The 22,255-nt window shown below is 62.5% G+C and carries 23 protein-coding genes and 1 pseudogene; 22 read left to right on the plus strand and 2 right to left on the minus strand.

What is annotated here, in order from left to right; translation table 11 throughout:
* Positions 1–5: 5 nt before the first annotated feature.
* Positions 6–437: a PadR family transcriptional regulator gene (locus HPY55_14605; protein ID NPV71843.1), complete on the minus strand. Its 432-nt coding sequence runs from the start codon at positions 435–437 to the stop codon at positions 6–8.
* A gap of 304 nt (positions 438–741) precedes the next feature.
* Between HPY55_14605 and HPY55_14610 the strand changes: the two genes are divergently transcribed.
* The 7 genes from HPY55_14610 to rpiB all read left to right on the plus strand — a co-directional run bounded on the left by HPY55_14610 (position 742) and on the right by rpiB (position 3,822).
* Entirely contained in the window at positions 742–1,095 is a 354-nt protein-coding gene (locus tag HPY55_14610; protein ID NPV71844.1) for a helix-turn-helix transcriptional regulator, read from the plus strand.
* 26 nt (positions 1,096–1,121) lie between these two features.
* Positions 1,122–2,294, plus strand: a complete 1,173-nt coding sequence (locus HPY55_14615) for a permease (GenBank protein NPV71845.1) — start codon at positions 1,122–1,124, stop codon at positions 2,292–2,294.
* 36 nt (positions 2,295–2,330) lie between these two features.
* Entirely contained in the window at positions 2,331–2,564 is a 234-nt protein-coding gene (locus HPY55_14620; GenBank protein ID NPV71846.1) for a thioredoxin family protein, read from the plus strand.
* A 203-nt stretch (positions 2,565–2,767) separates the two neighbouring features.
* Complete coding sequence (locus HPY55_14625; GenBank protein ID NPV71847.1) at positions 2,768–2,878, plus strand: SDR family oxidoreductase; 111 nt, start codon at positions 2,768–2,770, stop codon at positions 2,876–2,878.
* Between the two features lie 24 nt (positions 2,879–2,902).
* On the plus strand, positions 2,903–2,992 hold the full coding sequence (locus tag HPY55_14630) for an SDR family oxidoreductase (protein NPV71848.1): 90 nt from the start codon (positions 2,903–2,905) through the stop codon (positions 2,990–2,992).
* A 33-nt stretch (positions 2,993–3,025) separates the two neighbouring features.
* Entirely contained in the window at positions 3,026–3,304 is a 279-nt protein-coding gene (locus tag HPY55_14635; protein NPV71849.1) for a PTS galactitol transporter subunit IIB, read from the plus strand.
* A 35-nt stretch (positions 3,305–3,339) separates the two neighbouring features.
* Positions 3,340–3,822 carry a ribose 5-phosphate isomerase B gene (gene rpiB, locus HPY55_14640; protein NPV71850.1) on the plus strand — a complete coding sequence of 161 codons (483 nt, stop codon included), beginning with the start codon at positions 3,340–3,342 and terminating at the stop codon, positions 3,820–3,822.
* 110 nt (positions 3,823–3,932) lie between these two features.
* Here rpiB and HPY55_14645 read toward each other — a convergent pair.
* Positions 3,933–5,167 (minus strand): annotated as a pseudogene (locus HPY55_14645) (IS110 family transposase).
* A gap of 347 nt (positions 5,168–5,514) precedes the next feature.
* On the opposite strand from HPY55_14645, the gene HPY55_14650 reads away from it, so the two are divergent.
* The 15 genes from HPY55_14650 to HPY55_14720 all read left to right on the plus strand — a co-directional run bounded on the left by HPY55_14650 (position 5,515) and on the right by HPY55_14720 (position 22,216).
* Positions 5,515–6,585, plus strand: a complete 1,071-nt coding sequence (locus HPY55_14650; protein NPV71851.1) for a glycerol-3-phosphate dehydrogenase — start codon at positions 5,515–5,517, stop codon at positions 6,583–6,585.
* A gap of 139 nt (positions 6,586–6,724) precedes the next feature.
* Positions 6,725–6,910 carry a DUF1667 domain-containing protein gene (locus tag HPY55_14655; protein ID NPV71852.1) on the plus strand — a complete coding sequence of 62 codons (186 nt, stop codon included), beginning with the start codon at positions 6,725–6,727 and terminating at the stop codon, positions 6,908–6,910.
* 244 nt (positions 6,911–7,154) lie between these two features.
* Positions 7,155–7,982 (plus strand): hypothetical protein, encoded by an 828-nt coding sequence (locus HPY55_14660; GenBank protein NPV71853.1) that lies wholly within the window; start codon positions 7,155–7,157, stop codon positions 7,980–7,982.
* Positions 7,983–8,073: 91 nt separating this feature from the next.
* Positions 8,074–9,576, plus strand: a complete 1,503-nt coding sequence (gene glpK, locus HPY55_14665) for a glycerol kinase GlpK (protein NPV71854.1) — start codon at positions 8,074–8,076, stop codon at positions 9,574–9,576.
* A gap of 130 nt (positions 9,577–9,706) precedes the next feature.
* The gene (locus HPY55_14670) at positions 9,707–11,194 is read left to right on the plus strand and encodes an NAD(P)/FAD-dependent oxidoreductase (GenBank protein ID NPV71855.1); all 1,488 of its coding nucleotides are present in this window, start codon (positions 9,707–9,709) and stop codon (positions 11,192–11,194) included.
* A 5-nt stretch (positions 11,195–11,199) separates the two neighbouring features.
* Entirely contained in the window at positions 11,200–12,501 is a 1,302-nt protein-coding gene (locus HPY55_14675) for an FAD-dependent oxidoreductase (GenBank protein NPV71856.1), read from the plus strand.
* Entirely contained in the window at positions 12,491–12,856 is a 366-nt protein-coding gene (locus HPY55_14680; protein ID NPV71857.1) for a DUF1667 domain-containing protein, read from the plus strand. Before HPY55_14675 ends, HPY55_14680 begins: the two co-directional genes overlap by 11 nt.
* A gap of 49 nt (positions 12,857–12,905) precedes the next feature.
* The gene (locus tag HPY55_14685) at positions 12,906–13,502 is read left to right on the plus strand and encodes a glycerol-3-phosphate responsive antiterminator (GenBank protein ID NPV71858.1); all 597 of its coding nucleotides are present in this window, start codon (positions 12,906–12,908) and stop codon (positions 13,500–13,502) included.
* A 173-nt stretch (positions 13,503–13,675) separates the two neighbouring features.
* Positions 13,676–14,686 (plus strand): type I glyceraldehyde-3-phosphate dehydrogenase, encoded by a 1,011-nt coding sequence (gene gap, locus HPY55_14690; protein NPV71859.1) that lies wholly within the window; start codon positions 13,676–13,678, stop codon positions 14,684–14,686.
* A gap of 38 nt (positions 14,687–14,724) precedes the next feature.
* Positions 14,725–15,909, plus strand: coding sequence for a phosphoglycerate kinase (locus tag HPY55_14695; protein ID NPV71860.1), 1,185 nt, complete (start codon positions 14,725–14,727; stop codon positions 15,907–15,909).
* 87 nt (positions 15,910–15,996) lie between these two features.
* Positions 15,997–16,791 carry a triose-phosphate isomerase gene (locus tag HPY55_14700; protein ID NPV71861.1) on the plus strand — a complete coding sequence of 265 codons (795 nt, stop codon included), beginning with the start codon at positions 15,997–15,999 and terminating at the stop codon, positions 16,789–16,791.
* Between the two features lie 22 nt (positions 16,792–16,813).
* Positions 16,814–18,349: a 2,3-bisphosphoglycerate-independent phosphoglycerate mutase gene (locus HPY55_14705; protein NPV71862.1), complete on the plus strand. Its 1,536-nt coding sequence runs from the start codon at positions 16,814–16,816 to the stop codon at positions 18,347–18,349.
* A 63-nt stretch (positions 18,350–18,412) separates the two neighbouring features.
* The gene (gene eno / locus HPY55_14710; protein ID NPV71863.1) at positions 18,413–19,690 is read left to right on the plus strand and encodes a phosphopyruvate hydratase; all 1,278 of its coding nucleotides are present in this window, start codon (positions 18,413–18,415) and stop codon (positions 19,688–19,690) included.
* 109 nt (positions 19,691–19,799) lie between these two features.
* Entirely contained in the window at positions 19,800–20,027 is a 228-nt protein-coding gene (gene secG / locus HPY55_14715) for a preprotein translocase subunit SecG (protein NPV71864.1), read from the plus strand.
* 80 nt (positions 20,028–20,107) lie between these two features.
* The gene (locus HPY55_14720) at positions 20,108–22,216 is read left to right on the plus strand and encodes a sodium-translocating pyrophosphatase (GenBank protein ID NPV71865.1); all 2,109 of its coding nucleotides are present in this window, start codon (positions 20,108–20,110) and stop codon (positions 22,214–22,216) included.
* The last annotated feature ends 39 nt before the right edge of the window (positions 22,217–22,255 follow it).

Raw genomic sequence — 22,255 nt, forward strand, 5'->3', positions numbered from 1 at the left:
TAGGTTTACCCTTCTTTTTCGCTCCCCCCGCCAGTCGGGGGGTACGGTATTGACTTGAACCTCTCAAGAAATAAGGTCAGCCTGCGACGCCGTTCCTCGATATCGCGCGCCCGTGAACGCAGCGTTTCGAGTCCCCTCGGGGTGATCTCGTACCGGCGTCGCGGCGGGCCCCCTCCCTCGGTATCCCACGAGGAAGCCAGGAACCCTTGCTCCTCCAAGCGCCTGAGGTTCCGGTACACAGTGGCTTCATCCGGGGCGCACGTCGGAAGGAAGAAATCGGAATGGAGCTGCAAGGCCAGTTCGTAGCCGTGCAGCGGCTTCTCCGCCACCAGGAGCAACAGGTACGCCTCCAGCAGCCGGCCCCCGCTGTGCCGGCCACAACCGCAGTCAGTTTCGTGAGTCACGTTGTCGGCGTTGTCTTCGCGATGGTGGCTCAAGGGTGTGCCTCCCGTGCGGATACCTTCCTACAAGCGTGCAGCTGATACATGCATAATGCACCTATCTGTCATAAGTATGTATCGTCCTCAGGCTGGTGTCAAGTAGTAGGGAAGTCAGGGCCGTGCACGGGGCCACGGGCCTTGACGGTTATATTGCAGTTTGCCAGCCATCCAGGTTCCCAGGAGGAATGACCGTGAGCAAGAATTTTTGATTCCTTTATGGCCATATAGTAATATACTCATTGACGGCAGTCAGGGCGATGGTCGGTTCAAGAGGCAGTCGATTATGAAAGGGTTGGGAGATATGGTGAAGGTATCCCTCAGCGACGCCCAGGTAGCGGTGTTTAAGGCGCTCGGGCACCCGACGAGGCTGAAGGTAGTTGAAATACTCGCCACTGAAGGGGGCAAGTGCGTCTGCGAGCTTGTAGACAGGTTGGGTTTTGACCAGTCTACCGTTTCCAAGCATCTGGGAGTGCTCAAGTCCGTTGGGATAGTCAAGTGCTCCAAAGAAGGACTCAAGGTGACATACGAGCTCAAAATGAAGTGCGCCTATCGGTTCATGAAGTGTATAGAGCGAATTGAAGCGGGGTCCGGGACGGAGTTCAGATGCGTCGAGGCATGCGCAGGGGCGGAACCAACCGGCGCTTCGCAAGAGTGATTCGCAAGAGTGAGGAGTGATTGGACATGTCTGAAGTTTACAGGTTCTCTGTAATCGTCGGCGTTTTCCTTGCTGCGTACTTCGCACCTCTCGGAAGCCCCCGGGTTCAGGCTGCCATACTCGAGGGGTTCCATATGTTGCAGGAGTATGCCAGGGAACACGTGTTGTTCTGCCTGGTCCCGGCGTTCTTCATAGCCGGCGCCATGCAGAACTTCATATCGCAGCGTTCGGTGATGAGGTACCTGGGGAAGGGTGCGAAGCAGTGGCTCGCATACGCGGTAGCAGCGGTTTCGGGAGCGATCCTTGCGGTGTGCTCGTGCACCGTGTTGCCCCTCTTCATGGGGATCTACAAGCGCGGAGCGGGACTCGGTCCGGCGACGGCCTTTCTCTATTCAGGACCTGCCATTAACGTGCTGGCCATAATACTGACAGCCAGAGTTCTCGGCTGGCAGATAGGGTTGGCCAGGGCCATCGGGGCGGTGTTGTTCTCGGTGGTCATAGGACTGCTAATGGCCGCCATATTCAGGAACGAAGAGACGGAGCGCCAGAAGGGCTTCGAGAGCAGCGCGGCTGCTGAGCCCGGGGACAGGACCCTGGGTCAGACAACGGCGTACTTCGCAACGCTCGTGGCGATGCTGGTGTTTGCTGCGTGGGGAAAGCCGGCCGAGAGGATCGGCTTCTTCTACGACGTATACCTGGTGAAGTGGTATCTCGTTGTTGGTATCCTGGCGTTCCTCGGGTACATCCTCAAGGCGTGGTTCAGACGCGACGAGCTCGTGGCCTGGAAGGACTCCACGTGGGACTTTGCGAAGAAGATACTCCCCTTGCTGTTCGGCGGCGTCCTGGTGGCCGGGCTGCTGATGGGTAGGCCTGGCATAGACAACGGGCTGATGCCCTCCAGGTACGTAGCGGCGGTGGTCGGCGGAAACTCGCTGCTGGCGAACTTCGTCGCCTCGATAATAGGCGCGTTCATGTATTTCGCGACGCTGACCGAGATACCGGTAATCCAGGGCCTCATCGGTTCCGGCATGGGAAAAGGACCGGCGCTGGCGCTGCTTCTGGCGGGCCCCGCACTGAGCCTTCCGACCATGATAGTGATAAACAGCGTGCTCGGATTCAAGAAGACGTTCGCGTACGTCTCCCTGGTGGTAGTCATGGCTACGATCAGCGGTATGCTGTTCGGAGCGATCGCAGGGTGACGGTTCGCCGGAGAATGCGCGGGGAGGTGTGGTGGCGTGAAGGTGGAGATCTTTGGGGTAGGGTGCCCGAAGTGCAAGAAGACGGAGGAGCTGATAGCCGAGACGATCAAGAAAATCGGGGTTGACGCCGAGATTATTCACGTGACCGAACTGGACGAAATAATCGATCGGGGCATAGTGATGACCCCCGCCGTTATGATCGACGGGGTGAAGAAGATGGAGGGTAAAATCCCCACAGAGGCGCAGATAAGGCAGTGGTTTGGTAGGTAACGGCGCTGACTGACCGTCGGTAGTCGAATCTATCGCCAACCGGAGGGAGAGAGAAAATACCGTTCAGCCTTTTGCCACCGGATATAGCCCGCGAGTGCCTGACCGGAGCGAGGCGAACGCGTGATGAACATTCCTTCCTGCTGGGACGCTACCCCGAAGAGAAACACGGGCAGGCGCTGGTCAAAGACATACCGGTGGGCCGCATGGGGCAGCCCGAGGACGTCGGTTACATGGTAGCCTTCCTTGCGTCCGAGCTCGCGGGGTATATCTCGGGCCAGGTGTTCATCCTCGACGGCGGCCGCACATTCAAGTAGGTAACCGGGGGTAGGCTCGCCGAAATCGTCGTGTTCCTGGCCTCGCCGGGTTCGGGTTACATCAACGGCCAGATAATCGTGGTCGACGGTGGCCGGACTCCTGTGATGTGTTGAAGCGGAGATGAGTACTACCTGGGGGTGAGAGACATGCCCGCGAAGATACTAGTGGCGTCGGGCACGTCCAAGAACCGCATGAACACGGTCGCGGAACTCATCCGGAAGCTCTGCGCCGATCGCGGTGTAGAGGTGGAATGCAAGGCCGAGAACCTTTGGGAAGTAAACCTTGAGGCGGCGAAACCGGACGTGATAGTCGTCATCGGTCCGGAGAGACTCCAGACGAGTATCCCGGTTGTGAGAGGGATTCCGTTCCTCACCCGGATGGGGATGGACAAGGCCATCGACGAGATCTTGAAGCACGTGAAATAGGGGGCTGCTGGCGACCACTTACCGGGGGTGTTCACGTGAGAATCGCGGTCGGTAGTGACGAGGTCGGCTTCGACCTGAAGGAGATGCTCAAGGAATATCTAAAGCAGTCGGGGGTTGAGTGTGAGGACCTGGGGCCCGCGGACAGGGCGCCCGTGTTATACCCCGAGGTCGCGGCGAGGGTCGCCGAGGCTATACGCGGTGGGGCTTTCGACCGCGGGCTGCTCGTATGCGGCACCGGCATCGGGATGGCGATCTCTGCGAACAAGGTCCCCGGCATCCGCGCAGCCTGTTGCCACGACACATACTCGGCCGAGCGCGCCCGAAAGAGCAACAACGCCCAGATCATAACGATGGGCGCGAGGGTCATTGGACCTGATCTCGCGAAGTCGGTACTGGCCGCGTGGCTCGAGTCGGAATTCGCCGGCGGATCATCCGCTCCGAAGGTTGCCGCCATTGACGAATTGGACCGCAAGTATCGCAAGACCCGCGGTGAAATGTCAATGGCAGAAAATGGGTGATCATTAGGGATTGCATAAGCAGTGGTGGGACGATGGGCAATAAGATAGCGTCCCGGAACTGGCAGAAGCTGGTTCCAGGTAGAAGAAGACGATTTGTACCTTGACAACCCCTAAGAGGAGCGGAGCCTCCTTTCGCGGTAAACTTGGCCTTTGCTTAGCAAGGCAAAGACCAGGCGGACCAGTTTTCGCGCTGTAGGACGAGGGCCCGCTTGTGGTGGTGATGGCTGGCCTCGTTGTACTTGCGCTGGTAGAAGGCAGCGAACTCCGGTTCCTGCACTCTGACGGAGTTAGCGGCTTGGACCAGGTAGTAACGGAGGTAGAAGTTGCCCGAGCGGGTCAGGGGCAGGTCCTGGGCGGCGAACTTACTGGACTGGTGGTTGCGCCATGTAAGGCCGGCGAACTTGGCAAGGGCATCGTCATCTGGAAAGCGGTGGACGTCGCCGACTTCGGCGATCGTGCCCGCGGTGTAGACGGGGCCTATACCTGGGACGGTGTCGAGGGTCTGTGGTATAGCCTGAAGGTCCCGGGCGATGACGATGTTGAGTTTACACTCCTGGGCTTCGAGGAAGCGAACGGTCTCCAGGGACATGGCCAGGGCGGTATCCACCGCGTCGCGCATCTTGGGATGGAGGCGATAGGCTCTCTGGCTGATGTTCTTGAGGATCTGGGCCATATGGTCGACATCCTTGAGGCGGTTGTTGCCGTTTTGGGCGATGAGATATACGAGTTCCGGCAAGGGGCGCTGGACGATCTCGTCAGGCGTGAGGTTTTCGAGGACAGCCTGGGAGGCCTTACCGAAGACGTTGGAGAAGGGGCAGCCCTTGGCATAGGTAGAGAACTTGAGGAAGATGAGGCTGAGGGCGCGGTTCTTCTCGTTGGTCAAGGTGTGGACGAGGTGGTAGCGATAGCGGGTAAGGCGCTGCAAAGGCGCGAAGCGGAGGTCCGGTGGTGGACTGGGCTTTACGCGCCCGAAACGGAGACAGTCTGCGATTACCCTGGCGTCGATTTTATCGGTTTTGGCCATGTCGGGATAGAGTCGCTTGAAGCCGTCGATGACCTTGGGGTTTATGACGGTGACGGTTGCTTCGATGGCCTTGAGGCCCGGGTCATCGTAGAGAGCCTGGTGTAGATGCCACCAGTAGAGGTTCGTGGCCTCCATGCCGATGCTGGCGGTGTCCGAGCCGGTGGCCCGAACGAGGTCGAGGGTTTTCTCGACGAGGCGTTCGGTTCCCGGGAGGTCGTTGGAGACGGTGAAACGGGCGAGGTCGTCGCCGGCGGGATCCATGACGCAGACGACGTTATCTTCGGAGCCGAGGTCGATCCCGACGAAGAGCGTTCTGGACAGGGGGTTCACCTCCTTTCGGGGGTTGTGTTGAGAACAGGTTTTGGGGTGCCCTCGGGCGCCCGGAGTAACGGCAACCTTGCCCATGAGCGCTCATCCTGGTGGGACAGTGCAGGGGCCCCTTGCTAAAGGGGGCGTCCCCGCCGGGAGGCGCAACCCGCGCGTAAGATGCGCGCTCCGGGCCCGGGGAGCAGTCTCTCGAAAGCCTTCTGGTGGCAGAGTGACTCAGAACTGCCCCACACCGGTTCTACCGGGATTGTCCCAGAGGGCACCCCAAATCGCAAACCAGATTCTGCTAATACAGAGCAAGAGAAGAGTCTCATACTCAAAGGATACAAGGAGTGACTCGATTGCCTGTCGACACGACCCACCAGGTAACGATCATCGGAGCGGGCGTGATGGGGAGCGCTCTCACCGTGCCGCTGAGCGATAACGGCCGCCGCGTCAATCTGTGGGGGACCGAGCTCGACGGCGAGATAATCGACTCTATCAGGGCGGGCGGCGTGCACCCTGTACTCAAGGCGCCCATCCCCGGCGGCGTGCGGACGTTCAAGGTCTGCGAGCTGGCGGAGGCCGTGTCGGGTAGCGACGTGATACTCATGGCCATATCCTCGTACGCGCTGGGCAAGGTATTCGCGCGCGTGGTTCCGTTCATCCGCCCTGGCATGACGGTCATCACCGTCTCAAAGGGCCTGGAACCGCGCGGCGATGGGAAGATCGTCATACTCCCCGAGATCCTCGAGAGCCTGCTCCCAACCGGCTTCAGGGAGGCTGTACCCATCGTCGCGGTAGGAGGGCCCTCCAAAGCGGCCGAGGTCGCAAGGAGGTCGCTTACGCCGGTGGTATATGCCTCGAAGAGGCCAGAATCCGCCGAGTTCTGCGCGGGACTCATCAGGAACCGGTGGTACCTCGTGCAAGTGAGCGATGACCTCGCCGGGGTCGAATTGTGCGCGGCGTTGAAGAACGTATACGCCATAGGCCTGGGGCTGTGTGAGGGGTTCGATCATGGCCGCGGGACGCCGCACAAGAACGCGAAGGGTGGACTCATGACATACGCTGTTCTGGAGATGGCCAGAATCGTTGAGGCCATGGGTGGCGATGCGCGGACCGCGTTCGGCCTCGCCGGGGCGGGGGACCTGGAACTCACGGGGGAGGCCGGGCGCAACAGGGTGCTCGGCGAGCAGATCGGGTGGGGAGTTGACGTTGTGGTCGCCGTCGAGCAGATGAAGTCCGAGGGCCTCACGGTGGAGGGTTATCCCGCCGCCCGCAATGCTCATACGCTGCTGGCGCAGCTTGAGTCGGACGGCCGGCTTTCGCCCCACGAGGCGCCGGTACTCGACACGCTGTACCGCGTGCTGTATGAAGGGCTGGAGCCGTACAGGGCGGTGCGGGGCCTCCTCGAGCGAGTCATGGCAGGCTGAACCAGGAACCTGCGTCATTATGGAAGCAGTCTCTGGGGCCCGGCGCGATGCCGGGCTGTTCGTTCTGGCGGGTGGGTAATACCTTCCGCGATGGGGTCCGGCCGTACTGTGGTTGACAGGAACCGTTACGGCAAATCCGTTGGCATGGCGGGGTCGGAGGACGGCCGCCGCCGTTCCGAAGGCCAGAATACCGGATTGTATGGCCGCGATCGACCGGCTGGCCGTCCTGCCCCCGATCTCGGTAGGTGACGTAATCGCTCCGGACTTGGCCTCCACAGGCGTCGCGCTTATTGCTACCTGGTGCTACCTGGACGTCAGGGATTGACGCGGTTGGCTCGCAAGATTTTTCCACCGGCGGAAGGAAAATTGACACGGTCGTCGTAGTCGTATAAGAGAATATAGCGACAACCGTATAACTAGGGACGGAGAGCAATCGGAGAGTCCCATTCATCCTGCGATAAGCGGGATGGATGGGACATTTTATTTTCCCCGGAGGGGGTGGTGAGCCGACACCGAGTCAGTTCCGCGCACTGTGTCCCCGTTCAAGAACAGCGAGGGTGGTGATTTGAGTGAATCTTGATCCCAGAGTCCTGATGGCAGTATTCGGAGGCGGCGTTTTTGGAGCTACAATCGGAGCTCTACCGGCGTTCATATTCACAGGATTCCTGGTGTTAATCGGCGTGGCGACGACGATTGCCGGAGGGAAGCCCGTAATCCTCGACACCATTGCCTTCGGTCAATACTTCGGACCCAACGTGTCGTTTGGTGCTGGCGTTGCCGCGGCAGCTTACGCCGCTAAGGTCGGCCTCGTCCCGTCGGGCTGCGACCTCAGGGTGGCCCTGATCAAGACGAAGTCGTTCTCCGTTCTTCTTGTCGGCGGGGTATTCGGCGTCATAGGCCACCTCATAACCACGGCGTTGAATACCATCAAGTGCCCCAGCGATAACATCGCTATCGGTGTAGTGCTCTCAGGCTGCATCGCGCGGCTGGTATTCGGCAAGACCGGCCTGTTCGGCAAGAGCGACCAGCCCAAGAGCCTCTTCCCGGCCGGCAATAGCCTGGCCGCTAACCTGCTGATGTCGGCCTCGCTCGGGTTCCTGTCGGCGTATGCTTCGGCCGCGACCGGCAGCGCGGTGATTGGCTTCGGAATAAGCGCAGCTACGCTCATTTTCGCGCAGACCGGGTTTGATGTGCCGGCAACCCACCACATTGCCCTGCCGGCGGCAGTTGCAGCGGCGGGGTTCGGTAACCTCTGGATGGGATTGCTCTTCGGCGCTTTGGGATTCCTCCTGGGGGATTTCGGAGGAAACCTGCTGAACAAGAACGTTGACAGCCACATCGACCCGCCGGCGTTCGCGATCGCAATCCTGACGACGGTGGTCGTACTGTTGGCTTGAGCGCTGTGGCGGGCCGCGTACGCAAGACCGCGGCCCCGGCCCGTTCCAGGCGAATTGTCCCCGCAATCTACTGATGCTGAGGAGGTGCGTTATGGCTGGCAGGTACGTAATGGCGCTTGACCAGGGCACGACGAGTTCGAGGGCGATCATCTTCGACCGTGACGGCGCCGCCGTCGGGTTCGCCAACAAGGAGTTCGAACAGATATACCCAAAGCCGGGCTGGGTGGAACACAGGCCGGGCGACATCTGGGGAACGCAGCTCGAGGTCGCCAGGAAGGCGCTCGCGGACAACGGGATCACGCCCGGCGAGATCGCGGCGATAGGCATCACGAACCAGCGCGAAACCACCGTCGTCTGGGAGAAGGCCACCGGAAAGCCGGTGTACAATGCGATCGTGTGGCAGTGCCGCCGGACCGCCCCAATCTGCGACGACCTCAAGGCGAAGGGATGGGCCGATAAGATACGTGCCAAGACGGGGCTCGTCGTGGACGCGTACTTCTCCGGCACCAAGGTTAAGTGGATTCTCGACAACGTCCCCGGCGTCCGCGAGAAGGCCGAAAAGGGCGAGGTCCTGTTCGGCAACGTCGACACCTGGCTCATCTGGAACCTGACGGGCGGGAAGGTCCACGTCACCGACTATTCGAACGCCTCCAGGACCATGCTGTTCAACATCCACGAGCTCAAGTGGGATAAGGAAATCCTGGACGAGATGGGTATTCCGGCGGCGATGCTGCCCGCGGCACTGCCTTCGAGCAAGGTCTACGGGCATACGGTGGCGGACGTATTCGGAGCGGTGGTACCGATCTCCGGCGACGCGGGTGACCAGCAGGCGGCCCTGTTCGGACAGACGTGCTTCAAGCCGGGCACGGCGAAGAACACGTATGGCACCGGCTGCTTCATGCTCATGAACACCGGAGAGAAGGCCGTCCCGTCAAAGCACGGCCTCCTGACCACTATCGCCTGGGGCATCAACGGTAAGGTCGAATACGCGCTGGAAGGCAGCATATTCATTACCGGCGCGGCAGTGCAGTGGTTGCGCGACGGGCTGCGCGTCATTTCCAGCGCCGCCGAGTCGGAGGATCTCGCCGCCAAAGTCCCGGATTCAGGCGGCGTATACGTGGTCCCCGCGTTCGTCGGGCTTGGCGCGCCTTACTGGGATATGTACGCGCGAGGCACCGTCGTCGGCATTACGCGTGGCACCACGAGAGAGCACCTTGTGAGGGCGACGCTTGAGTCGATCGCCTACCAGACGCGGGATGTGCTCGAATCCATGACCGCCGACTCGGGCATCGAGCTGAAGGCGCTGCGGGTCGACGGCGGTGCCGTGAAGAACGGCCTCCTCATGCAGTTCCAGTCCGACATCCTTGGGGTGCCGGTGGAGCGTCCGGTCATAACGGAGACCACCGCTCTTGGCGCCGCCTACCTCGCCGGCCTGGCCGTGGGGTTCTGGAGCGGTCTGGATGAGGTGGCGAAGAAGTGGAAGGTGGACGCGGGGTTCGACCCGGCCATGGAGGCAGGCACCCGCGACAAGATGTACGCGGGTTGGAAGCGCGCGGTCCAGAGAGCCGCGGGATGGGAGCAGGCGGGTTCCTAGTAGCAGCAACTGGCTGCCGTAGCCAAAAAGCATAGGAACGTGGCCAGGAGACTCGGAGAGGCCGCTTACCGGGCTAACACTCGGGAGTGGCCTCTTTCTCTCTTGTCCCAGCGTTGACGGGGGTTGACTCATGCGACAGGGCAATGCCGGTAACAAGTATGACGTGGTGGTTGTCGGGGGCGGCATCGTTGGAACGATGATCGCCAGGGAGATGTCGAGGTACCGCCTCAAAGTCGCACTACTCGAGAAGGAGCTCGACGTCGGTGTTGGGAGCACCAAGGCCAACAGCGCGATAGTACACGCGGGGTTTGACGCCGAGCCGGGCACGCTCAAGGCGTCTCTCAATGTCAAGGGCACTGCCCTGTTTCCATCTGTGGCTGAAGAGCTGGGGGTGGAGTTTGCCCAAACCGGTTCCCTCGTAGTCGCCGTGGAGCGGGAGGAAATCCCGGCGTTGGAGGAACTGGTGGAGCGCGGACGGCTCAACGGGGTGAGGGGCCTTGAGGTAATCAATGGGGATAGGCTATTCCTGCTTGAACCCAACCTTAACAGGGCGGCGGTGGCGGCGCTCCATGCGACGACGGCGGGGATCACCTGCCCGTTCCGGCTTGCCATCGCGGCGGCCGAGAACGCAGTGACCAACGGCGTGGCGCTCTACAGGGGTTGCCCGGTCACCGGTGTGCTGGTAGACCGGGGAGCGGTTCGCGCGGTAGCAACGCCGTTGGGAGAGTTCGGGTGCGACTACCTCGTGAACGCAGCCGGCCTTCACGCCGACGAGGTTGCGAGGCTGGCAGGTGACGATTCTCTCGGCATAAGGCCAAGGCGAGGCGAGTACCACGTGCTGGACAAGTCCGCCCGGGCACTCGTACGCACCGTCGTGTTTCCGGTGCCGAGCAAGGTGAGCAAAGGCATAATCGTGGCCCCGACCATCGACGGTAACATCATCGTTGGGCCGAACGCCGAGGATATCCGGGACAAGGAGGACACGGCCACCACCGCCGCCGGACTCAGGGAGGTCCTGGCGGGGGCCGCGCGACTCGTACCCGCGGTGGACGGCGCTTTGCCCCCAATTACCCAGTATAGTGGTCTCCGCGCCGTGGAAAAGGGAGGCGACTTCGTGGTTACCCCCAGCACTACGGTGCGGGGTCTCGTAAACGTGGCCGGGATTCAGTCGCCCGGGTTGTCGGCCGCACCGGCGATAGCGCCTCTCGTTGTGGAAATCCTCCGCGAAATGGGGTTACGAACGGTCCCTAACCCGGCGTTCAACCCCGAGAGAAAACCCCCGTGGCGATTCGCCGGGCTTTGCGACGCTGAAAGAAGCGCCGCCGTCGAGCGAGACCGGGACTGCGGACACATAGTCTGCAGGTGTGAGTCCGTGACTAGGGCCGAAGTCCTGGCGGCGATCAGGGGCCCCGTGGGCGCCCTGACCCTGGACGGTATCAAGAGACGGACTCGTGCCGGCATGGGGCGTTGCCAGGGCGGTTTCTGCACCCCCAGGATCCTGTCCATCACGGCACAGGAGATGGGCCAGGCCGCCGAAAGCCTTCTCAAGAGCGAACCGGGGTCCCCGCTCGTTGCCGGTCTCACCAGGCCTGAAGCAGTCGCAGATTGGGGGGACTGACAGGCATGCCGTCTGTCTGTTACGACGTCGTCGTGGTGGGTGGCGGCCCGGCGGGCCTTGCGGCGGCGTGTTCCGCGATGGAAGCGGGAGCCTCGTCGGTGGTCATCGTGGAGCGGGACGCCGAACTTGGGGGGATTCTTCGGCAGTGCGTACATACCGGCTTCGGCCTGCGGATCTTCAGAGAGGACCTCACCGGACCGGAGTACGCGGAGCGCTGGATAGAGCGGGTACGTGAGCTTGGCGTGGAGCAGCGTACCGGCGCGTTTGCCCTGTCTCTCAACGCGGACGGGCGGGTCAAGGTGGTGAGCGCCACGCGCGGGGTCGAGGAAATCCGGGGCAAGGCGATCGTTCTTGCCATGGGGTGCAGGGAGAAGACTCGTGGCGCCCTGGCGATCCCGGGCACAAGGCCGTCGGGCGTGTGGACTGCCGGAACCGCCCAGCGACTCATCAACGTAGAGGGCTATCTCCCCGGGAGGCGGATCGTGATAGCCGGCTCCGGCGACGTCGGGCTGATCATGGCGAGGCGCCTGCACCTTGAGGGTGCGGAAGTGCAAGGGGTTATAGAAATCGCTCCGTTCCCCGGTGGACTCATGCGTAACGTCGTCCAGTGCCTCGAGGACTACCGGATCCCTCTTCTCCTCTCGCACGCCATAACCGAGATCGGGGGCCGCAGGCGAGTTGAATGGGTGAAAGTGGCCGGGGTAGGGCCGGACCTGAGACCAGCTCGTCAACTTGAGCGAGTGATCGAGTGCGACACCGTGCTCCTTTCAGTTGGGTTGATCCCCGAGAACGAGCTCAGCCGCGAGGCGGGCATAGCGATTGACCCGAAGACGGGGGGGGCCGTTGTCACACAATACATGGAGACGTCTTTGCCGGGCGTGTTCGCCTGCGGCAACGTCGTCCACGTCAACGACCTGGTGGATAACGTCAGCGACGAGGCGATCGTGGCCGGGCGCGAGGCCGCCGCGTTTGCGTGCCGGCGCAGCGCGAGAGTTGGCCGCTGGATCGACGTGAAAGGCGGCGACCGCGTCAGGAGTGTCGTCCCCCAGCGGGTGTCGAGCGCCGGAGTGAACACCGTCACCCTGGACCTGAGGGTCACAGAGGTGATCGACCACGCCGTCGTCGAGGTCGCTACTAATGACAGGGTACTGGCCACGCACAAACGCAGGAGGGTTCGCCCCGGCGAGATGGTCAGGATCCCGCTCGCGGCCTCGCACATTGACAGCGTGCCGTTTGAGTGCGGCTCGATCAGGGTTTCAGTCGCGCACAGTCGCGCACAGGGAGGGCCTGTAGGCAGTGGAAACTAGGGAGTTCAGCTGCATTGTATGCCCGAACGGTTGCCGCATAACGGTGCAGTCCATGCCCGAAAGCGCACCGCTTGTAAGTGGAGCCGAGTGTCCCAAAGGGATCACCTATGTCCTTGAAGAATTGGCAAATCCGTTAAGGGTTCTAACGTCGACTGTGAGAGTGACGAGGGGCCCGGTTAAGGTGCTACCGGTACGCACGGCTTCAGCTATTCCAAAACGCAGTATCGGCGAGTGTATGCGAGTCATCAGGACGGTTGTGGTGTCGCCCCCAGTGAAGTGCGGGGATGTCCTGGTCGAGGGCCTCGCTTCCACGGGCGTCCCCCTTGTTGCCACGTGGAGTGTTCCGGAATCTTAACGGAGAGCGCGGGATGGAATTCGCTCGGCACGCCGGGGAGGAGACTGGAATGGGCCTCATACAGATGCTGAAGGGCAACCCGGTTATAGCCGCAGTTCGAGAGCCGGAATCGATCGACTACGCCGTTTCGCGGAACATCGGAGCCATTTTCCTGCTGTGCGGGGAGATCTGCGATCTGAAGAAGGTTGTGGGGAAGTGCAAGGCCGCGGGCAAACCTGTCTTCATCCACCTTGAACTCGTCTCCGGACTGTCGGGCGACCACGCCGGCATGCGGTACCTCACTCGCGAAGTGGGCCCCGACGGCGTGATCACGACAAAGACACAACAGATCGCACTGGCGGCGAAGGAGGGCCTGGTAACAATACAGCGCCTGTTCATGCTCGATTCGTTGGCGGTCAAGACCGGTATAGCCTCGGCCAGGTCCGCGCGGCCGGGTGCGGTAGAGGTCCTGCCCGCGGTCGTTCCGAGAGCTATCTCCACGGTTGTGTCCAAGGTGGATTGCCCGGTGATTGCGGGCGGCCTCATCGAGTCGCTCGCGGATATCAAGTCGGCTCTGGCTGCCGGGGCTGTGGCTGTTTCGCTAAGTAAACACGAATTGTGGGACGCATCGATACTTCAATACCGCAGGCGCTGCAACCAACTGTGAGCAGGGAGCGATCCCTGCTTGCGGTGTCTCCCGGCGACCCTGTTCCTCACGCATGCCGCCGTTCGCACGCCGCCGCGGGCTCAACAAATCCTTTACAATTCCCGCAGTTGCGGGTTGCCCCGGTGCGGGGCATAATAGAGCAGAGATGGATTTCCAGCGGGGAGGAATTCCGGATGGCAGTAAGGATTGGAATCAACGGATTCGGCAGCATTGGCAAGCGCTTCTACAGGATCGCGAAGAGCCGGCCCGGGCTCGACGTCGTGGCCGTCAACGACATCACGGATGCGAAGACCCTGGCCCACCTCCTGAAATACGACTCAAACTATGGGACCCTTCCGGCGAAGGTGACCGCTTCCGAGAGCTCGATCTTCGTCGACGGCAAAGAGGTCAAGGTTTTCGCCCAGAAAGATCCGGCGACCATTCCGTGGAAGGACATGGGCGTGGACGTCGTTATCGAGTCCACCGGCAGGTTTGTTGACAAGGACAAAGCCCAGGCGCACATCACACCCGCTGGGACGAAGAAGGTCATAATCTCCGCGCCGGCCAAGAACGAGGACATAACCATCGTCATGGGCGTCAACGAGGGCAAATACGACCCGAAGTCCCACCACGTAATCTCCAATGCCTCTTGCACCACGAACTGCCTCGCGCCCGTTGCAAAGGTGGTCCACGACAACTTCGGCATCAAGAAGGGACTCATGACCACGGTTCACGCTTACACCAACGACCAGCAGGTACTCGATCTGCCGCACAAGGACCTCCGGCGCGCGAGGGCGGCCGCACTGTCGGTCATACCCACCACGACCGGGGCCGCGAAGGCGGTCGCGCTGGTGTTGCCGGAATTGAAGGGCAAGCTCAACGGGTTCGCGCTCAGGGTGCCGGTGCCCGTGGTGTCGATCGTCGACCTTGTCGCTCAGGTCTCGCGCGAGGTCACGGTCGAAGAGGTCAACGAGGCGATGAAGGCCGCCGCGGCAGGGCCGATGAAGGGGATCCTCGACGTGTCGTACGAGGAGCTCGTGTCCAGCGACTACAAGGGCACGACGTTCTCGTCGATTGTGGACGCCCCCTCCACTATGGTGATCGGTGGGGACATGGTCAAGGTCGTGGCCTGGTACGACAACGAGTGGGGCTACTGCCAGAGGCTCGTCGACCTCGTCGAGTACGTCGCCTCCAAGGGGCTGTAAACCTGGGCGCGCCGGGACGACGGCAAGGAGGGACCCCCGTGAAGAAGAAGACGATAAGGGACATTGAAGTCGGCGGCAGGCGAGTATTCGTCAGGGTCGACTTCAACGTGCCCGTTGACTCGCAGGGCAACATAACCGACGATACGAGGATCCGCGCGGCGATACCGACCATCGAGTACCTGGCGGACCGGCGCGCGCGGGTCATACTGGCTTCCCACTTCGGCAGGCCTAAGGGCAAGCCCGAGGATGCTTACAGGCTCAACAGGATCGCGGAGAGGCTGTCGGCGTTGCTGGGCAGGCCCGTACGGAAGATGGACGACTGCGTCGGGGACGAGGTGCGGCTGGCCGTCACCTCGATGAACGACGGAGACGTGGTGCTACTGGAGAACGTCAGGTTCCACCCCGGCGAGGAGAAGAATGACGAGTCGTTTGCGAAGGCACTGGCCTCGCTCGCCGAGGTGTACGTGAACGACGCGTTCGGAGCGGCGCACAGGGCGCACGCTTCAACGGCGGGCGTGGCGAAGTTCCTGCCGGCGGTGGCCGGTTTCCTGATGGAGAAGGAAGTCGAGGCGCTTTCCAGGGTGCTTGAGTCGCCCGCGCGGCCGTTCGTGGCCGTGCTCGGCGGCGCCAAGGTATCCGACAAGATCGGTGTGCTCGAGAACCTCACCGGCAAGGCTGACGCGCTCATCCTGGGCGGCGGCATGGCCAACACCTTCCTCCGGTCCAGGGGCTACTCCATGGGCAAGTCGCTGGTGGAGGAGGACAAGCTCGGCGTGGCCGCGTCGGTGATCGAGAAGGCGTCGCGAAGCGGCACAGAGGTGATGTTGCCCACCGACTTCATTGTGGCCGAAAAGATGGAGGCTGGCGCCGCCACCAGGACGGTTGTGGCGGACGCAGTGCCCGATGGCTGGATGGCGCTCGACATAGGACCCAAATCGGCCGCGGCCTTCGCGGAGGCCATCAAGGGCGCGCGCACCGTGTTCTGGAACGGTCCGATGGGTGTGTTCGAGATAGAGCAATTCTCCAAGGGCACGGTCGCGGTGGCGAATGCGATAGCCGGGTCCGGCGCGATGAGCGTCGTCGGCGGCGGCGATTCGGTCGCGGCCGTTGAAAAAGCGGGCGTGGCTGAGAAGATGGGACACATCTCCACGGGCGGCGGGGCTTCGCTCGAGTTCGTCGAGGGACGGGAGCTACCCGGGGTGGCGTCCTTGATGGATGCGTGAGGTGTTGCCGGGACGGGGCGACCCGGCCCGTTGTTGAGTTGACTGGCCGAGTTCCTATTGGCTGAGTTCTTGGATGGGGGCCTGCGCATGAGGACGCCCATAATGGCTGCAAACTGGAAGATGAACAAGACCGCGGGCGAGGCCGCCGCGTTTGTACGCGAGTTCCTCGCGAGGGAGGCGGCGCGTCGCGGTATCGAGAGCGGGGTTGAGGTCGTGATTTGCCCGCCGTTCACGGCGATCCAAGCGGTGCTGCAGGCTGTAGCCGAGGTCACGGGTGGTGCGGCCAGGCCCCGCGTGGCCCTGGGGGCGCAGGACCTTTACTGGGAGAAGAGCGGTGCCTTCACCGGCGAGGTCTCGGCGGCCATGCTGCTTGACGCCGGATGCTCCCACGTCATCGCAGGTCACTCCGAACGGCGGCGGCTCTTTGGCGAGACGGACGATCATGCCGGACGAAAGGTGGTGGCTGCGGCCGCAGCGGGCCTCATCCCCATCCTGTGCGTCGGGGAGACCGGGGACGAGCGCGACAGCGGGCTGACCTCCGAAGTCGTCGTGCGGCAGGTACGGTCGGTCCTGGAAGGCCTCGCGCCCATTCACGCATCACGCCTGGTGATCGCGTACGAGCCGGTGTGGGCGATCGGTACCGGGCGCCCCGCCACTCCGGCCGACGCCCGCGAGGCTGCAGCCCTGATCCGTTCCGTCGTTGCCGGCATTCACGGCGCCTCGGTGGCCGATCAGGTCCGCGTGCAGTACGGCGGGTCCGTTTCACCCGACAACATATCCGGATTCATGGCGGAGGACGGCGTGGATGGTGCCCTGGTAGGCGGGGCGAGCCTCGACCCCGCGTCGTTCGCCGGCATCGTGGACTACAAGTCGCGCTACTAAGCGAGAGGAAGGTTTGTACCCGATGGATCACGGCACAAAGCGGCCTCGCCCGCTTTGCCTCACGATAGTCGACGGCTGGGGTCTCTGCGAGGCGGGCCCCGGGAACGCATGCTCCGTGGCACTAACCCCCGTTCTCTCGGGCCTCCTCCGGGATTACCCGAGCTGCAGGCTGAGGGCTGACGGCGAGGCCGTGGGCCTTGAGTCCGGGCAGATGGGCGATTCCAACGTGGGCCACCTCAACATCGGGGCCGGCAGGATTGTGTACCAGGACCTGGCGCGGATCAACCGCTCGGTCGCCACGGGGGACATATACCGCAATGAGGCCTTGCTGAAAGCGGTATCCCACGTCAAGCGGACGGGCGGCCGGCTCCACTTGATGGGGCTTCTTTCCGACGGGGGCGTGCACAGCCACATCAACCACCTGATTGCCGTGCTGAAACTCTCGAAGAGCGAGGGTGTCGCGGACGTCGCTGTCCACTGCTTCATGGACGGGCGCGACACGTCGCCCACGTCCGGCAAGGGCTTCATCGAACACATCGAGTCCAGCATCCGCGAGAGCGGTGTGGGTTCCATCGCGACGGTCATGGGCAGGTACTACGCGATGGACCGCGACAAGAGGTGGGACCGCACGAAACAGGCGTTTGACGCCATCGTTTCCGGTGAAGGTCACGAAGTCGACTCAGCCTTGAATTGGATTGAGGAATCGTATGCCGGCGGCCAAACCGACGAGTTCATACTTCCGGGGGTGATCCGGGGCTACCAGGGCATCCTGCCCGGCGATGCGGTGATATTCTTCAATTTCCGCGCGGACCGCGCGAGGCAGATCTCGCACGCCCTCCTCGACGAGGCGTTCGAGCCGTTCGACCGCGGGGGCTACATGCCGGTGCCGGTCGTGGGAATGGCCCAGTACGAGGAAGGCCTGGACATGCCCGTGGCATTCCCGCCGCAATACCTCAAGAACACGCTGGGTGAGGTGTTGAGCCGCAAGGGCCTGCGCCAGCTGCGGATAGCCGAGACCGAGAAATACGCTCACGTCACGTTCTTCTTTAACGGAATGGAGGAGAAACCGTTCGAGGGCGAGGACAGGATCCTCATCCCGTCGCCCAGGGTCGCCACCTACGACCTGAAGCCCGAGATGAGCGCGCCGGAGGTCACCGGCACGGTGATCGGAGAGGTGCGGTCCGGCAAGTACGACGTGATAATCCTCAATTTTGCCAATCTCGACATGGTCGGCCACACGGGGATCATGGAGGCGGCCGTAAAGGCGGTGGAAACCGTCGATCGCTGCGCGGGTATGGTTGTAGACGAAGTGCTGAAGGCCGGCGGGGCCACCTTGATCTGCGCCGACCACGGCAACGCCGAAAAGATGCTGGAGTGCGGCGGCGGACCGTGTACCGCGCATACCTCGAACCCCGTGCCGTTCATACTGGTCGACCCGTCGAGGCGGGGCGCCCGGCTAAGGGATGGCATACTCGCGGACATCGCGCCCACGATGCTGAACATGCTCGGTATCGAGCAACCGGTCGAGATGGACGGGAAATCCCTGATCGTGAGATGACGCGCCGGGGCGTCGCAGCCCGTACACATTCCTTGTCACACTTTCCTTGTGAGGAGGTTCCACATGAGCTCGATAATCGACATCCTGGCCCGCGAGGTGCTCGACTCTCGCGGCAATCCCACCGTGGAGGTGGAGGTAATCCTTGAAGACGGCGCGACGGGAGTCGCCATAGTCCCGTCCGGGGCGTCAACCGGGACATACGAGGCCGTCGAACTCAGGGACGGCGACAGGGGCAGGTATCTTGGCAAGGGCGTTCTCAAAGCGGTCAGAAACGTGGAGGATGTCATAGCTCCGGCGATCCTCGGATGGGACGCTCTGGACCAGGTCGGGATCGATGCGAAGATGCTCGAGCTCGACGGCACCCCGAACAAGGGGAACCTGGGCGCGAACGCCATACTGGGGGTGTCCCTCGCGTGCGCGAAGGCCGCCGCCGAGTACCTGGGCCTCCCCCTGTACAGGTACATAGGTGGACCCAACGCCCGCACGCTGCCCGTGCCCATGATGAACGTACTCAACGGCGGAAAGCACGCCGACAATAACCTGGACCTCCAGGAGTTCATGGTAGCGCCGGCGGGAGCCCCGTCGTTCGCCGAGGGCCTGAGGATGGGCGCCGAGGTGTTCCACAATCTCAAGTCGGTGCTGAAGTCGAAGGGCCTCAACACCGCTGTCGGTGACGAGGGAGGGTTCGCGCCGTTACTGAAATCTAACGAGGAGCCACTCGAACTCCTGGTGCAGGCCATTGAGAAAGCCGGATACAAGCCTGGCAAGGACGCGTTCGTGGCCATGGACCCTGCGGCGTCCGAATTCTACCGGGACGGGAAATACGTACTCAAAGCGGACGGATTGGCGCTCGATGCCCAGGGCATGATCGACCTCTACCGCAAGTGGCTTGATGCATACCCGATCGTCTTGCTGGAGGACGGACTCGCCGAAGACGACTGGGAAGGGTGGACGGCCATGACCGCCCAGCTGGGTGATAGGGTTGAACTCGTGGGGGACGATCTCTACGTGACCTCGAAGGAGCGGCTGGCCGAGGGCATAAGGCGAAAGGCAACCAACGCCATACTCATCAAGGTGAATCAGGTGGGAAGTCTCACTGAAACACTCGAGACGGTCGAGACCGCCAAGAAAGCCGGCTACCGGTTCATGGTCTCGCACCGGTCCGGGGAGACAGAGGACACGACCATATCTGACCTGGCTGTGGCTTTGGGTGGAGGCCAGCTGAAGACAGGCGCCCCATCCAGGACCGAAAGGGTGGCCAAGTACAACAGGCTGCTCAGGATCGAAGAAGACCTTGGAAAGTCGGCCAGGTATGCAGGGCTCGACGCCTTCAAGGGGTGAAGTTGGGAGCCGCCGGGGCCTCTGTGCAGTGCCCTGTTCGGCCTCGTAGCGTTGAGTTTGGCCACCTACTGTGCTAGAATTAGTGGCGTTGGACAAAGGGGGTGGTATAGTGCTGCGAAGCGCCCTTCTAGTTGTGCACGTGATCATTTCCCTCGGACTTATAGCGGCTGTGCTGCTCCAGCAGGGCAAGTCGGCGGGCCTTGGCGTGATTGGCGGAGGGGCGGAGGCCTTGTTCGGCAAGAAGAAGGGCCTCGACGAACTCCTTGGGAAGGTGGCCACGGCGCTTGCCGCACTGTTCATAGTGTCGTCGATCTTGCTCAGCATGGTTCACGCGTAACAAATGCGTCTCGTTGAGGCCCCGGCCCCAGCCATCCGGCTTAGGGCCGAGCGGCCTTTTGGCGCAAGGGAGGGTGTTGGATGGGTGACAATCTCACGATTTTCGCCCCTGTAGGCTCGGTGGTGGCGCTCCTTTTCGCGGGCTACCTGGCGTACTCAGTCCTGCAGTTCAGCGAGGGGACCGACGAAATGAAGAGTATCGCCGCCGCTGTGCGCGAGGGAGCGGGGGCGTACCTGCGCAGGCAGTACAAGGGCGTCGGCGTTTTCTTTGCCGTCATGTTCTTAATTCTTCTCGGGCTTTCCCTGGCGGGGTACCTCGTCATTTTCGTCCCGTTCGCGTTCCTTACAGGGGGTTTTTTCTCGGGTCTTGCGGGATTCATCGGGATGAGCATCGCCACCAGGTCGAGCGCGAGGACCGCGAACGCCGCCATGGAGGGGCTGAACAGGGGCCTCCGGGTGGCTTTCTCCGCGGGCGCGGTCATGGGCCTCACCGTCGTGGGCCTCGGGCTGCTCGACCTCAGCTTCTGGTTCTACTTCCTCAACTGGTACTACCGGAATCTTGACGCTGCTGCGAGGATCCAGAACGTTACGAGCGCGATGCTGACGTTCGGCATGGGCGCGAGTTCGTACGCGCTATTTGCCAGGGTGGGCGGCGGTATATTCACAAAAGCTGCGGACGTAGGAGCCGACCTCGTTGGCAAGGTCGAAGCCGGCATCCCCGAGGATGACCCCCGCAACGCGGCCGTCATAGCGGACAACGTCGGCGACAACGTCGGCGATGTCGCGGGCATGGGCGCCGACCTGTACGAGTCGTACGTGGGGTCGGTTGTCGCAACCGCGGCGCTGGCCGTGGCGGCGGGGTTTGGTGTACGCGGCGTGACCGTGCCGCTCATAATGGCGGCCGTTGGCGTACTCGCCTCGATCATCGGCACGTTTTTCGTGAGGTCCGGCGAGGAAGCCGAGCAGACGGTTCTGCTCGCTGCCTTGCGGCGCGGCGTCTACACTTCGAGCGTCATCATCGCGGTTGTCTCGTTCTTCCTGGTCAGGGGCTTGCTCGGCATCGAAAACACCGGCGTGTACTGGGCGGTTCTCGCCGGTCTCGTGGCGGGAAACCTGATCGGCGTATCGACGGAGGTATTCACTTCGGCCGGGTACGGCCCGACGCGAGGTGTCGCAAACACGGCCGTGACCGGTCCCGCGACAGTCATAATCGGCGGGCTTTCTGTCGGCATGATGTCGACCGTGGCGCCGGTAGTCGTCGTCAGCATCGCGGTGCTGGCGAGCTTCTACCTCGCCGGCGGACTCGGCAACTTCAACCAGGGGCTGTACGGGGTCGGGATCTCGGCTGTCGGCATGTTGTCCACGCTGGGCATTACCCTGGCCACCGATGCCTATGGCCCCGTCGCCGACAACGCCGGGGGCATCGCGGAGATGGCTCACCTGCCTCCCCACGTGAGGGAGCGCACGGACGCGCTCGATTCCCTCGGCAATACGACCGCCGCGACCGGCAAGGGCTTCGCGATCGGTTCTGCGGCGCTCACCGCGCTGGCGCTGATTGCAGCGTACAGGGATCAGATAGAGATAATCGTCAGGAACCGGGGTTTGAAGTTCGCTATGGACCTGTCGGTCTTGAACCCCAGGCTCCTTGTGGGGTTGTTCATCGGCGGCGTGCTGCCGTTCGTGTTCAGCGCGTTCGCCATGAACGCCGTCGGCCGCGCGGCGCAGCAGATAGTCGTCGAGGTGCGGCGCCAGTTCAAGGAGATCCCGGGCCTCATGGAAGGCAAAGCCAAGGCGGACTACGCGCGGTGCGTCGACATTTGCACGAGGGCCGCGCAGAAAGAGATGGTGGCGCCGGCGCTCATCGCCATCATCGTTCCCGTGTTGATCGGCCTTCTGTTCAATGTTGAGGCGGTAGCCGGGCTCCTAGCGGGCGCCACGGTGTCCGGTTTCGTGCTCGCCATCATGATGGCCAACGCCGGTGGGGCATGGGATAACGCCAAGAAGTATATTGAGGCAGGTAACCTGGGAGGTAAGGGTTCGGCTGCGCACAAGGCGGCCGTCGTGGGCGATACGGTGGGCGACCCATTCAAGGATACCGCTGGACCGTCGCTGAACATCCTCATCAAGCTGCTGTCGATGGTTTCAGTGGTGTTCGCCTCCTTCGTGCTGCAGAACGCGCTCATCCGGTAGGGCCGGGGGCCGGGATCGCGGCGCAAGCCGCGGCACAGC

Source organism: Bacillota bacterium, from assembly GCA_013178305.1.
Taxonomy (GTDB): domain Bacteria; phylum Bacillota; class Sulfobacillia; order JABLXB01; family JABLXB01; genus JABLXB01.